Raw genomic sequence first — 12308 nt, 5'->3', positions numbered from 1 at the left:
CTCCGGCTAGTCGCGCAGTTCCACCTTACCATTGTTGATTGCGATGACATTGCGTTCTACCGCACGTACCGTGAAGCTCGCAATGTTGCCGTCCACCCAGACATCGGTGCGGAAGGTTTCGCCCGGATATACCGGTGCGGTAAACCGGCCGAAAATGGATTTGATGCGGGAAGGGTGATAGTTGCATGCGGTTTTCAGCACCGCATGCCCGGCGATGCCCCAAGTGGCAAGGCCATGGAGAATAGGGCGCTCGAAGCCAGCATTGCGCGCCACCTCCGGATCGGCATGCAATGGATTCCAGTCGCCGTTGAGACGGTAGAGCAGTGCCGCATTGTCCTGCGTCTTCATTTCGACGGAGAAATCCGCCGGCCGGTCAGGAATCGCATGGGGCGCCAGTGCGGAACGTGCCGGGCCGCCAAAACCGCCGTCGGCGCGCGCAAGCATGGTTTGCGAGATGGTGCATAGCGGTTCGCCGGTGTCGCGCTCAAGAATGCGGCGCTCATAACTGATCAGCGCACCCTTTTCCGCTCCCTTGTCGATGATATCGACCACCCGCGACTTGCCGATCACATGGGCTTCCGGCGGCAGGGGCTTGTGCAGCACCAGGCCCTGTTCCGCGTGCACGATCTTCACCCAGTTGAGGCCGGTATCGAGCAACCTCGGCCAGTAGCCGGGATGCGCAAGCACCACCCCCATGGTCGGAACCGCCTGCAGGTCAGGCTCGAACACGAACGGCAATTGCGCCGCATCCATCGGGTCGGCGCCGTAGCCGAGGCTGAGCGCATACAGGATCGCGTCCTTGCGGGTATAGCTTTGCTGCGTATCGGGAATGGCCAGAGCCAGGAGCTTTTCGTAATCGATTGCCATGTGTTAGTCCTGTTGAATGATGGTCAGACGCCCTTGAAGACGGCGGGGCGCTTTTCCAGGAAAGCCGCGACTGCTTCACGATGGTCCGCAGTCAGGTACAGCGCAGCCTGATTGTCGACTTCGTAGCGCAATGCCGATTCGAATGTCGGCAAGCCTTTCTCATATGCCGCCTTGACCAGCGCCATCGACAATGGTGCGCCGCTGGTATAGCTCTGCGCGATTTCGAGCGCGGTCGCCATCAGTGCGCCCGGCTCGACGACTTTATCCGCGAGCCCCAGTTGCAATGCTTCCGGAGCCGCGACGACGCGGGCAGTTGCAAACATGCGCTTGGCCTCGCTCAGGCCGATTCGCTGCGGCAGTGTCCATAGCAGGCCGAGATCCGGAATGAGGCCGACCTTGGCAAACGAGGAGACATACTTTGCGGTGGTCGACGACACGACGTAGTCGGCTGCCGCTGCCAGCGACAGACCGGCACCCGCCGCATAGCCTTCGACGGCGGCGATCACTGGCTTGGCACCGCCGGAAACGGCACGCACCACACGATGCCCGAGTTCCATGCGGCCGCGTCCGACCATCAGCGGACGCTCTGCTGACATGCCGGAAATGTCGCCGCCGGAACAGAAATGTCCCTCGGCGCCGGTCAGCACGATCGCCCGGCAGTCGGGATGGTTGCCCAATTCGTCCAGGCGTTCGGCCAGTACCGTCAGCATGTCGCGTGAAAGCGCATTGCGTGTCTTGATGTTGTTGAGTGTGACGACGGCGACCGCGCCGACCATTTCGGTTGTTACCAGGGTATTCATTGTGCTTTCCTCGGAGTCTGTGTGGACTGGCTCTGGTTGGGCTGGCGCGTATCGGCCAGAAGCGCGCGCAGGGTGGTAATCAATGCAATTGGCTGGTCGAGCATCAGGTGGTGCTGTCCGTCCGGTATCATGATGGGACCGCGTACCGTGCGTAGTGCCTGCACCGTGCGTAGAGCGCGTTTGGCGTCGACCACTGCGCTTCTTTCTCCGCAGATGTAGTCGACAGGCGTATCGATGCGCGCCAGCACCGCTTCACCGTCCGGTTCGCGATAACCGGTCGTCGGCATGTCGGGGTCGAACTTCCAGCGCCAGCCGCCTTCAAGCTCGCGCATCGCATGGTGTGCAATATGCGCAACGAGAAAGTCGTGTGCAAAAGGCTGCTCCGGCATCAGGCGATAACGGGTGCGGGCTGATGCGTAGTCAGGGTAGGTACGGGTGCCGAGCAGCTTCTTCGGCAGCGAAGGACCGGGCTCTCCCTGGAACAGCACATAGCTGTCGACCACGACCGCATGCCGAAACAGGTCCGGGCGTTCCGCACAGGCGCGCAGCAGGCGCGAGCCGCCGTAGCTGTGGCCAACCGCAGTTATTGGCGCAAGGCCAAGGGCCTCGATCAGACCGATGATTTCATTGGCAAAGGTGTCGACATCGTAGCTTGCGCGATGTTCGCTGTCGCCCATGCCGGAGAAATCCATCGCCAGAACGCGATACTGTTCGGTGAAAAACGGCGCGATGAAATCCCACCAGTGCGCGTGCGCGCGAAAGCCGTGAATGAAGAGCAAGGCCGGTTTTTCGGTCTGCTCCATGTTCCAGGACAGATAGTGGATACGAACGCCGTCGATCTGTACGAAATTGGATAAGCCAGGCTTGGCGAGCGCTTGGCGGAACCATTGCGGATGCGAGTCTTGCGACGCGACATCAGATTCGTGGCCGTGCGAAGCAAGCGTGTTCGATACACCGTTGGACATGGCGGCTTCCGTTTCTATGCTTTCTTGTAATCCTTGCCCTTGACCAGGCGCAGCGGCGTGTCTTCCATGATTACGGTGCCGCCGATGCTTAGATTGGATCCCAGGTGGTCAGGGTCGGGGACGGCACGTTGTCATAGAAATAGGTGCGCATCGCCGGGATCGCATGCTCCGCGATGCTTTCCGGAGTCCAGCCCTCGCTGCGGTGAACGGAGCGGATCACGCGTGACTGCGAGTAAAGGTAGATTTCATTGGCACGCACGCCGAACACTTGGCCTGAGACGCTTGCGCCGGCATCGCTGCCAAGGAATACCGCGAGCGGCGCGATCAGGCGCGGTTCCATGCGCTTGAGCTTTTCCATGCGTTCAGCCGCTTCCGGCGTATCGGTCGGGACCGACGCGGTCATCGGCGTCCATGCGAACGGCGCGATGCAGTTGGAACGCACGTTGTAACGGGCCATGTCCAGTGCAATGCTCTTCGACAGGCCCACGAGTCCGAGCTTGGCGGCCGCATAGTTCGCCTGCCCGGTATTGCCGATCAGGCCGCTCGTCGATGTCAGATGGATATAGCTGCCGGAAGCCTGGCTCTTGAAGTAGGGAGCGGCGGCGCGTGAAATATAAAAGGAGCCGTTCAGGTGAACATCGATCACCGCTTTCCATTCATCCAGGCTCATGTTGAAAAAGAAGCGGTCGCGCAGGATACCCGCGTTATTGACCACGCAATCGATGCGCCCGTAGGCGTCGATCGCCGTCTGCATGATGCGGTGCGCGGAATCCCACTCCGACACGCTGTCGGTATTGGCAATCGCAGTGCCGCCGGCCGCGGCAATCTCTTCCGCTACTTTGCCTGCGGCGGAACGGCCTTCAGCGTCGCGCGCCAGATCATTGACCACGACCTTGGCGCCGGCCTTGCCAAAGGCAAGCGCGAATTCGCGCCCGATGCCGCTCCCCGATCCGGTAATGATGACGACTTTATCTTCTGCAAACCTTGCCATGCAATTCTCCTGACTTGTCGGAGCCGCGAACGATGCGGCGAATTCGGAAAACGTAGAATATCACAAAACTGATAAAGCATTAGTTATGCTTTTGGTTTGACGCAATGCCGCATGTAAATTCATTCGACAGCTTTCCAAATGGCCGATACAATAAAACTGACGTTATGTCAGTTAACAATATTTTTGGGCGATCGTTTAGGCAGGACTGAACGGCGTTACCGCCGTGGACACAGGAATACGATATGAATCTTGAACTGACCGAGGAACAGCAGATGCTGCGCGAATCGGTCGCCAAGCTGTTGCAGACGGAGTCGAATCCGGCACGCGTAAGGGCAGCGGAAGCGACGGGTTTCGACCCTGAACTTTGGCAGCAATTGCTAGACATGGGCATCACCGCCATGCGTGTGCCGGAATCATCGGGCGGCGGCGGAATGAGCCTGTTCGACGCGGTGCTGGTGGCGGAACAGGCGGGAAAGCATCTCGCCTCGGTGCCGCTGGCCGAAGCGCTGCCGGTGTCGCGCCTGCTTGCGCAGCTCGACGGTCAGGCAGCCGCGCGCTACCTTGCCGACTTGCTGGAAGGCGAGGTGGTGGTTCTGCATCCACGTGAATTGCAGGACGCGGAACACGAAGCCTTGCTTACCGCAGCCAGCGCCGTGATCGCATTGCATGGCGATGAAATAGTAGCTTTGCGCAATATCCCATCCTCCCCGCAATCCAATTTGGGCGCCGACGCGTCCTCCCTGTTGATCGCCTGTGGTGATGGTGCAGCTGTCGACAAGCAGATCGTTGCCAAAGGCCCGGCGGCCCGTGCGGCCTTTCTCGCGGCGGTGGAAGAATGGAAGCTCTTGAAGGCTGCGATGCTGGTTGGCCTTTCCGACCAGGCGCTTCAGATGGCTGCGGCGTATTCGCGTGAAAGAAAACAGTTCGGACGCGCAATCGGATCGTTCCAGGGTATCGCCCATCCGTTGGCCGACGCGCTCACCGAAGTAGAGGGCGCGCGGCTGCTGGTCTGGCACGCGGTATGGGCCATTGCCAACGCCGATCGCGAAGCCGCGGCAAACATATCGATGGCATGGTGGTGGGCGACACAGGCAAGCGGAAACGCAGTTGCACGTGCGTTGCATGCGTTCGGCGGCTATGGCGTCTCACTTGAATACGATATCCAGCTTTATTATCGGCGCGGCAAGGCATGGGCGCTGCTTGCCGGCGATCCTCAGCAGGAACTCTATGTCGTCGCCGACCGCTTGTGGAACGGAGAGGCGGATGTCCCGCTGCCGGATGCGGGGGACGTCAGCGTCCGATTCGGTTGCGGCAGGGATGCCGAAGCCTTCGGCGAAGAAGTCAGACGCTATTTCATGCAGCACCTGACCGCTGAGCTGAAAGCGCACGCACATCATTCCGTCGCCGGATACCATCCGGAATTTCACCGCAAGCTGGCAGATGCGGGACTGCTGTTTCCGCACTGGCCGAAGGAATATGGCGGCAGGGGCAAGACGCCATTCGATATGGCGGCGCTGGGCGAAGTGTTCGAGGAATTCAATTGGCAGCGCATTACCGGACCGATCACCAATCAGGTGGCGCAAATCGTCATGCGGTTTGCCATGGAAGAGGTCAAGGCGGAGGTGTTGCCGCGTTTCGCCGCAGGCGAATCACTGGCCTGTCTCGGTTTCACCGAGCCGTCGAGCGGATCGGATGTGTTTGCCGCACAGACGCGCGCCGAACGTGATAACGATGAATGGGTTATCGACGGCCAGAAAATTTTCACCACGGCGGCCAACCTTGCCGACTATCTGTTTCTGCTGGCCCGTACCGATCCGGACGCGGCCAAGCATGCCGGCCTGACGCTGTTTCTGGTGCCGATGAACCTACCAGGAATCGAAGTGCAGGCCGTACATACCGTCCAGGACGAGCGCACCAACATCGTCTATTTGTCCCATGTGCGCGTGCATGACCGCTATCGCATCGGGGAAGTAAATGGCGGTACGGCCGTCATGGCGGCCACACTGGAACTGGAACACGGCGGCGACCAGTACCGCATCAGCTTTTCCAGTATGTACCGGCATGCGGTGCGCTGGGCGGCCACCACCATGCGCGGGGGCCAGCCTCTGCTCCAGCAGGCGGACGTACGGCGCCGGCTCGCGCGGGTCGCGGTGCATACGACGATCGCCAAGGATCTGTGTTATCGCTGCATCTGGGCGACGGCAAACGCGACTCCGGGGCGGGCTGCATACGGACCAATGTCGAAATTGTTTTCGACTGAGTATTACCTGGCTGATGCAATGGATTTGATGGACCTTGCCGCGCCGACCTCGCTGTTTGCGGGCAAGGATGGTCTTGGCCACGTCGAGATCGGATATCGGCAATCGATAGGGATGACGATCTATGGTGGCACGAGCGAAGTGCATCGGAGCATCATCGCCGAGCAGGGATTGGGCATGCCGAAATCGCGCACCTGATTAAAAGTCATCAAACGGGATAAGAGTAAACATGTGCGATGAGCATTTTAGTAAAAAGGACTGGCGACGCTTTTTGACTCACCTGGGCGAGAATCCGGATCGCCCGGGACTGTTGGAAACGCCGCTGCGGGTAGAAAAGGCCTGGAAGCATTGGACCTCCGGGTATGCACAGGATCCGGCCGAAGTGCTGAAAGTGTTTGAAGACGGCGCCGAGCAGTACAACGAACTGATCGTGGTGCGCGGGATCCCGGTGTACAGCCATTGCGAACATCACCTCGCGCCGTTCTTTGGCAAGGCCACCATCGGCTATCTGCCGAATGGCAAGATTGTCGGCTTGTCGAAGCTGACCCGCTTGGTCGATTGCTTCGCACGTCGCCTGCAAGTGCAGGAGCGCCTGACCACGCAGATCGCGGAAGCGCTGATGGAGCATCTGGAGCCGAAAGCGGTAGGCGTAGTCGTCAACTGCCGGCACATGTGCATGGAGAGCCGCGGTATCCAGACGGCAGGTGAAGAAACGCTCACCTCGGCAATGCTCGGTGAATTGCAGCCCAATCTGGCGTTGCGCACGGAGTTCCTTTCGCTGGTACGCGAAGCGTGACAAATGCCGTTTACCCGTGCGTGGCATCAGACAAAACACGCGCCCGATACCTCGGAAATCGGCAACCTGGTTGCCGGGCTAGCCAACATGCCCTTCGGTCAACGTCCGTTTCGCACTGTCGCCGGGGCCATGGACTTTGGCGCACGCAAGATCAATGCGACATGTGACGAGGCGCAACAGCAGGTGCTGCGTGCATTCGGCGGTGCAAAGCCACGTGTCTGAACCGTGTACAAACAGGTTGACAACGCACGCAGATATTCTGTTATTATAAAAACTGACGATTCAACAGTTTTAAAGTGAGGTGCGTGGGAGCGCAAGGATCGCGGGTTGCTGCATCGTAGTGATCGCGTCCGCCGCGCCGACCAGAACAAAGTCAACGGAAGGAAACGGGAGTGTCCCTCAATTACGAAGCCATCAAGAATTGGCCAATAACTCAGGCAAGCCAGCGCTATACCGCGAAGGACACCATCCTATATGCGCTCGGGGTCGGCGCCGCGACAGAGAATCCGCTGGCGCTGGAAGATCTCAAGTTCGTGTACGAGCGCAAGCTGCAGGCATTGCCGACATTTGCCTGCCTGCTGGCGGGCGACAGTGCATGGATGGCCGATCCCAAGGCTGGCATCAATCTCAACAAGGTGCTGCACGGAGAGCAGTTTCTGACCATTCACAAACCGCTTCCGGCTGAAGGTTCGGTAATCGGCGTGGATAGCGTGGACGAAATCTATGACAAGGGCGCCGACAAGGGCGCGGTCATGTACATGACGCGCAAGATCCTCGATGCGGAAAGCGGTGAACTGATCGCTACCTCGGGATGGTCGGTATTCATGCGCGGCAATGGCGGCTTCGGCGGAATTGCGACCGGTCAGCCGGCTCCATTCGCGATGCCTGAGGGACGTGCGGCAGACGCATCGATTGACATGGTGACGCGCCCCGAGCAGGCGACGATCTACCGTCTGTCGGGCGACTTCAATCCACTTCACATCGATCCGAAAATCGCCACGATGGCCGGGTTCGACAAACCCATCCTGCACGGGATGTGCAGCTATGGCATCGCCGGCCGCGCGGTGATAAAGCTGCGCTGCGGCAGCGATGCAAGCCGCCTGCGCAAACTGAATCTGCGATTTGCAAGCCCGGTATTTCCGGGCGAGACGCTGCGTACCGAAGTGTGGGACCTCGAGCCCGGCAAGCTGGCGTTTCGCATACGCGTGGTCGAGCGTGACGTGATCGTCCTTAACAACGGTTACGCCGAGTTCGCGGCATAACCAACATCAGCAAAATCAGGAGACAGACAATGGATTACAGTGAAATCACCTATGAAGTGCTGGGCCCGGTGCTGCGCGTTTATCACAACCGCCCCAAGCAGGCCAATTCCGAATCGGAAAATCTGCTCGCCGAACTTGACGATGCGCTGGAGCGCGCCAAGCGCGACGACGATATCCGCGTACTGATCATCGGTGGCGTAGGCAAGCATTTTTCGGCAGGCCACGACCTGATCGGCGGCATGGAAACGCGCGGAAATTTCTCGCCCGAACAGCACTGGCTGTGGGAATCGGAACATTACCTTGGCAACGCGATGCGCATCTGGGATTTCCCGAAGCCCACCATCGCGCAGGTGCAGGGCGCCTGCATCGCCGGCGGCTTCATGGTTGCAAACATGTGCGATCTGATGGTCGCGTCCGATGATGCCTATTTCAGCGATCCGGTGGTGCACAGTCTTGCCGCCGCATCCGTCGAAACCCTGGTTCATCCATGGGTGATGGGTGTGCGCAAGGCGAAGGAATTCCTGTACACCGGACAGAAGCTGCCGGCAGCCGAAGCCAAGGAATGGGGCATGGTCAATCATGTGGTACCGCGCGCCGAGCTGGAAGAATTTACCCTCAAGTTGGCGAACCATATCGCCCTCGCGCCACCGGTTGGCATCCGCATGATGAAGCGTTCGCTGAACCGCTCCGCCGACATCATGGGCTTCCGCAATTCGATCATGGCCCACTTCGATACGCATATTCTCAGCACCTCGACCAAGGAACATTACAGCGTCGCGTCGGCTGGCATGAATGCGTCGATGGAGAAGGCGAAGAAGGTTGCCAGCAACGGCTAACGCATTGGACAAGGATTGCATTTCGTGTCGCTCGATTATCAAAAGCTGATCAACTGGCGTTTTCCGGCCGTCACCCGTCATTACACCGCCGAGGATGCGGTGCGTTTTGCCAGAGGGTTCGGTGCCGGTCTGTCCGGTCCCTTGCACGAGTCGGATGCACCGTACCTGAGCGGCCGGAAGGCATTGCCGGTTATTGCGGTGCCGCTGACCGATGGCGAATTCTGGCAACAGAATCCGGAGACGGGCATCGACTGGCGGCAGATCATTCACGCGGAAGAGGCGCTCACGATGCATCGTCCCCTGCCTGCGCAGGGTGGCGTGGTGATCACGCAGCGCGTGGAAGAAATCTTTGACCGCGGTACCGAAAAGGGCGCTGTCATGCTGCAGAAGCAATTTTTGCATGACGAAAACAATGTGCCTTTGGCAAGCATCGATGTCACGACCGTATTGCGCGGCAATGGCGGCTTCGGTGGCAAGAGCTATGAGCCGGCCAAGGTGCGGTTGCCAGAAGACAGGGCGCCGGATGCAACGGTCGAAATAGTGACCCCCTCGGAACGCGACGCCATCTTTCGCTTGAGTGCGGAGATCAAGGCAGCGGCCAGTGCCGGCAACGGCAAATCGATGATGCGCGGCGTCGGCTGCTTCGGGCTCGCCGGCCGCGGCGTGTTGCAGCTTGCCTGCGATAACCAGCCGGAACGCCTCAAGCGGCTTGGGGTCCGTTATGCAGGGCCGATGTACACCGATGAAGTGATGCGCATCGAACTCTGGCATGTGCAGCCAGGTATGGCGGTATTCCGGATGTGGTCAGTCGGGCGCAAGGCGCTGGTATTAAATAACTGCTATGTCGAATTTTCGGCATGAGCACGCGAGCAGAAGTTAACTGATACGATAACAGTTTTACAGAGGCGTCCGCGCGAACCGGCGCCAGCCGAAATCGCGACAGGCGGCGGCAAATTCAATCAAGGAGATAGCGATGGAAATGAATGACATGATTCTGATCAGCGTGGACGATCACGTGATCGAGCCGCCGGACCTGTTCAAGAATCACCTGTCGGCAGCGGACCTGGAACGCGCGCCAAAGATGGACACCATGAAAAGCGGGTCCGATTCGTGGATTTACGAAGGCCGCCGGGTACCCAACTTCGGCCTGAATGCGGTGGTGGGCCGCCCGCCGGAAGAGTACGGCATGGAGCCGGCATCGTATAGCCAGATTCGCAAGGGCACCTACCAGGTGCAGGACCGCATCGACGACATGAATGTCAACGGCGTGCTGGCATCGATCAATTTCCCGACCTTCCCATCGTTTGGCGGCACCTTCTTCCTGCAAGCCACCGACAAGGACTTCACCAAAAAGATCATCAGCGCCTACAACGACTGGCACATCGACGAGTGGTGCGGTGCGGCGCCGGGGCGTTTCATTCCGCTGGCGATCCTGCCGCTGTGGGATATCGATGCCTGCGTGGCTGAAGCCAAACGGGTGGCGGCCAAGGGATGCCGCACCATCAGCTTTTTGGACAATCCGGTACCCAAGGGCTTGCCCAGCGTGCATAGCGATCATTGGGATCCGTTGTGGAAGATACTGGAAGACAACAACATCGTGGTCAGCATCCATATCGGCTCGGGCGCACAGGTGCCGTATTCGTCGCTGGATGCGCCGATCGATACCTGGATCGTGAACATGCCGATGTACATTGCCAATGCGACCACGGACTGGCTGTTTTCGCCGGTATTCAAGAAGTTTCCGAATCTCAAGCTGGCCTTGTCGGAAGGCGGCATCGGCTGGATTCCGTACCTGCTCGAGCGCGCCGACTTCACCTACAAGCACCACAAGGCATGGACCAATTGCAGCTTTGGCGACCTGTTGCCGAGCGAACTGTTCAAGCGCAACTTCATCACTTGCTTCATCGATGACGTGTTCGGCTTGCACAATACGCACTTCATGAATGTGGACAAGATCACCTGGGAAACCGACTATCCGCATTCGGATTCGCTGTGGCCGGATGCGCCGGAACACCTGTGGCCGACGATCAAGCACTTGCCGACGGAGACGATCGACAAGATCACGCACCTGAACGCGATGCGCGAATTCGGCTTCGATCCGTTCAAGCATTTGCCGCGCGAGCAGTGCACGGTGGGGGTGTTGCGGGCGCTGGCTACGCATGTGGACACGCGTCCGGTGGCCAATATGGGCGGGCACAATCCGTCCAACCGCGATGGCCGTCCGGTCACCAATGGCGAAGTCATGAAGCTGTTCGCGTAAGCGCAGCACCGGTAAGGAACGCAGATGACTATTCAAGTGCCAGAGAGGCAAGCCGTCATTTCGGGTGTCGGTCAATCCGCCGCCGGCCGCAGGCTGGGGCGGGGCGGGCTGGACCTGACGCTCGACGCCGTGATGGCGGCGATTGAGGACGCCGGCATCGACCGCAGGGAAATCGACGGCATTTCCAGCTGGCCGGGCTACAAAGCGGATTCACCCGGCTTTTCACCGGTGTCGATCGGTCAGCTCAAGGATGCGCTCGGACTCAAGCTCAACTGGTACAACGCCGGCAGTGAAGCCACGCAGATGAGCGGTGTGCTGCATGCCTGCATGGCGGTTGCATCGGGCCAGGCCCGGCATGTGCTCTGTTTCCGCACGGTGACCGAAACCTCCGTACCTCCCGGCACCCGGCCCAGCCTGGTCGGTGCCGGAAGCCAGCGCATTAGCGGTTTCGGCGAATTTCAGGCACCGTTCCTTGCACCGTCGGGTGCCAACTGGATCGGATTGATCGCCAGCCGTTATTTTCATGAGTTCGGCGTCAAGCGTGAACAACTTGCGCAGATAGCACTGAATGCGCGCCGCAATGCCGGCCTCAATCCCAAGGCGGTATACCGCGATCCGCTCACGCTCGACGATTACATGAATGCGCGCATGATTTCGACGCCGCTATGCCTGTATGACTGCGACGTGCCGATCGACGGTTCGATCGCAGTGATCGTCTCGCACAAGGATACCGCGCGCGACCTGAAGTCCACGCCGATCAGGGTGGAGGCGATTTCCGGCGGCCTGGAAACAAAGGATACCTGGGACCAGCTGGAAGACCTGACGCGTTTCGCCGCCGACGAATGCGGCCGGCGACTGTGGAGCCGCACCGACCTCAAGCCTTCCGATGTCGATGTCGCACAGCTCTATGACGGCTTCAGTATCTTGTCTCTGCTATGGCTGGAAGGACTGGGATTTTGCGGACGCGGCGAGGCCGCGGCGTTTGTCGAAGGCGGCAAGCGGATCGCGCTCGACGGCGAGCTGCCGCTTGCAACCGGCGGCGGTCAGCTTTCGGGCGGACGTCTGCACGGCATGATCCATATTGTCGAGGCAGTGACGCAGTTGCGTGGCGAAGGCGGAGCAAGGCAGGTGGCGGGGAATCCGAAAGTCGCGGTTGCCTCCAATGGCGGTGGCCCGATTGCCGGCGCAATGCTGCTGGTACGTGACTGACCAGGCACGCCGGCCTTCAGTCAAAAGGCTGATATCCACGATTCATATAGTTACACGGGAACCG

Annotated in this window: 12 protein-coding genes; 8 read left to right on the top strand and 4 right to left on the bottom strand. The window is 59.7% G+C overall.

Features of this window, described 5'->3' with window-relative positions; all coding sequences use genetic code 11:
- Positions 1-6 precede the first annotated feature (6 nt).
- The 4 genes from D3871_RS23565 to D3871_RS23550 all read right to left on the bottom strand — a co-directional run bounded on the left by D3871_RS23565 (position 7) and on the right by D3871_RS23550 (position 3623).
- Positions 7-867, bottom strand: a complete 861-nt coding sequence (locus D3871_RS23565; RefSeq protein ID WP_119771573.1) for a MaoC/PaaZ C-terminal domain-containing protein — start codon at positions 865-867, stop codon at positions 7-9.
- Positions 868-890: 23 nt separating this feature from the next.
- Positions 891-1667 (bottom strand): enoyl-CoA hydratase/isomerase family protein, encoded by a 777-nt coding sequence (locus D3871_RS23560; RefSeq protein WP_119771572.1) that lies wholly within the window; start codon positions 1665-1667, stop codon positions 891-893.
- Complete coding sequence (locus D3871_RS23555; RefSeq protein WP_119771571.1) at positions 1664-2632, bottom strand: alpha/beta fold hydrolase; 969 nt, start codon at positions 2630-2632, stop codon at positions 1664-1666. The genes D3871_RS23560 and D3871_RS23555 overlap by 4 nt, the downstream gene beginning before the upstream one ends.
- Positions 2633-2720: 88 nt before the next feature.
- The gene (locus tag D3871_RS23550; protein WP_119771570.1) at positions 2721-3623 is read right to left on the bottom strand and encodes an SDR family NAD(P)-dependent oxidoreductase; all 903 of its coding nucleotides are present in this window, start codon (positions 3621-3623) and stop codon (positions 2721-2723) included.
- A 242-nt stretch (positions 3624-3865) separates the two neighbouring features.
- Here D3871_RS23550 and D3871_RS23545 point away from each other — a divergent pair, with 242 nt between their 5' ends.
- The 8 genes from D3871_RS23545 (at position 3866) to D3871_RS23510 (ending at position 12244) form a co-directional block, all read left to right on the top strand.
- Positions 3866-6079, top strand: coding sequence for an acyl-CoA dehydrogenase family protein (locus D3871_RS23545; protein WP_119771569.1), 2214 nt, complete (start codon positions 3866-3868; stop codon positions 6077-6079).
- Between the two features lie 31 nt (positions 6080-6110).
- On the top strand, positions 6111-6677 hold the full coding sequence (gene folE, locus D3871_RS23540; protein ID WP_119771568.1) for a GTP cyclohydrolase I FolE: 567 nt from the start codon (positions 6111-6113) through the stop codon (positions 6675-6677).
- 3 nt (positions 6678-6680) lie between these two features.
- Complete coding sequence (locus D3871_RS23535) at positions 6681-6899, top strand: hypothetical protein (protein ID WP_119771567.1); 219 nt, start codon at positions 6681-6683, stop codon at positions 6897-6899.
- 170 nt (positions 6900-7069) lie between these two features.
- Positions 7070-7939 (top strand): MaoC/PaaZ C-terminal domain-containing protein, encoded by an 870-nt coding sequence (locus D3871_RS23530; RefSeq protein ID WP_119771566.1) that lies wholly within the window; start codon positions 7070-7072, stop codon positions 7937-7939.
- A 29-nt stretch (positions 7940-7968) separates the two neighbouring features.
- Positions 7969-8775 (top strand): enoyl-CoA hydratase, encoded by an 807-nt coding sequence (locus tag D3871_RS23525; protein ID WP_119771565.1) that lies wholly within the window; start codon positions 7969-7971, stop codon positions 8773-8775.
- A 24-nt stretch (positions 8776-8799) separates the two neighbouring features.
- Positions 8800-9636: a hotdog fold domain-containing protein gene (locus D3871_RS23520; RefSeq protein ID WP_158598031.1), complete on the top strand. Its 837-nt coding sequence runs from the start codon at positions 8800-8802 to the stop codon at positions 9634-9636.
- A gap of 112 nt (positions 9637-9748) precedes the next feature.
- Positions 9749-11035, top strand: coding sequence for an amidohydrolase family protein (locus tag D3871_RS23515; protein WP_119771563.1), 1287 nt, complete (start codon positions 9749-9751; stop codon positions 11033-11035).
- Between the two features lie 24 nt (positions 11036-11059).
- Positions 11060-12244, top strand: a complete 1185-nt coding sequence (locus tag D3871_RS23510; protein ID WP_119771562.1) for a thiolase family protein — start codon at positions 11060-11062, stop codon at positions 12242-12244.
- Positions 12245-12308: the final 64 nt, after the last annotated feature.

Origin of the sequence: Noviherbaspirillum saxi (genome assembly GCF_003591035.1) — a bacterium.
Lineage (GTDB): Bacteria > Pseudomonadota > Gammaproteobacteria > Burkholderiales > Burkholderiaceae_D > Noviherbaspirillum > Noviherbaspirillum saxi.
Note: the sequence above shows the minus strand (reverse complement) of the source record. Positions and strands in the feature narration are given on the sequence as shown.

Coding starts and splice junctions, on each gene's coding strand:
- D3871_RS23565 (WP_119771573.1), bottom strand. CDS start 867: ATGGCAATCGATTACGAAAAGCTCCTGGCTCTGGCCATTCCCGATACG.
- D3871_RS23560 (WP_119771572.1), bottom strand. CDS start 1,667: ATGAATACCCTGGTAACAACCGAAATGGTCGGCGCGGTCGCCGTCGTC.
- D3871_RS23555 (WP_119771571.1), bottom strand. CDS start 2,632: ATGTCCAACGGTGTATCGAACACGCTTGCTTCGCACGGCCACGAATCT.
- D3871_RS23550 (WP_119771570.1), bottom strand. CDS start 3,623: ATGGCAAGGTTTGCAGAAGATAAAGTCGTCATCATTACCGGATCGGGG.
- D3871_RS23545 (WP_119771569.1), top strand. CDS start 3,866: ATGAATCTTGAACTGACCGAGGAACAGCAGATGCTGCGCGAATCGGTC.
- folE (WP_119771568.1), top strand. CDS start 6,111: ATGTGCGATGAGCATTTTAGTAAAAAGGACTGGCGACGCTTTTTGACT.
- D3871_RS23535 (WP_119771567.1), top strand. CDS start 6,681: ATGCCGTTTACCCGTGCGTGGCATCAGACAAAACACGCGCCCGATACC.
- D3871_RS23525 (WP_119771565.1), top strand. CDS start 7,969: ATGGATTACAGTGAAATCACCTATGAAGTGCTGGGCCCGGTGCTGCGC.
- D3871_RS23515 (WP_119771563.1), top strand. CDS start 9,749: ATGGAAATGAATGACATGATTCTGATCAGCGTGGACGATCACGTGATC.
- D3871_RS23510 (WP_119771562.1), top strand. CDS start 11,060: ATGACTATTCAAGTGCCAGAGAGGCAAGCCGTCATTTCGGGTGTCGGT.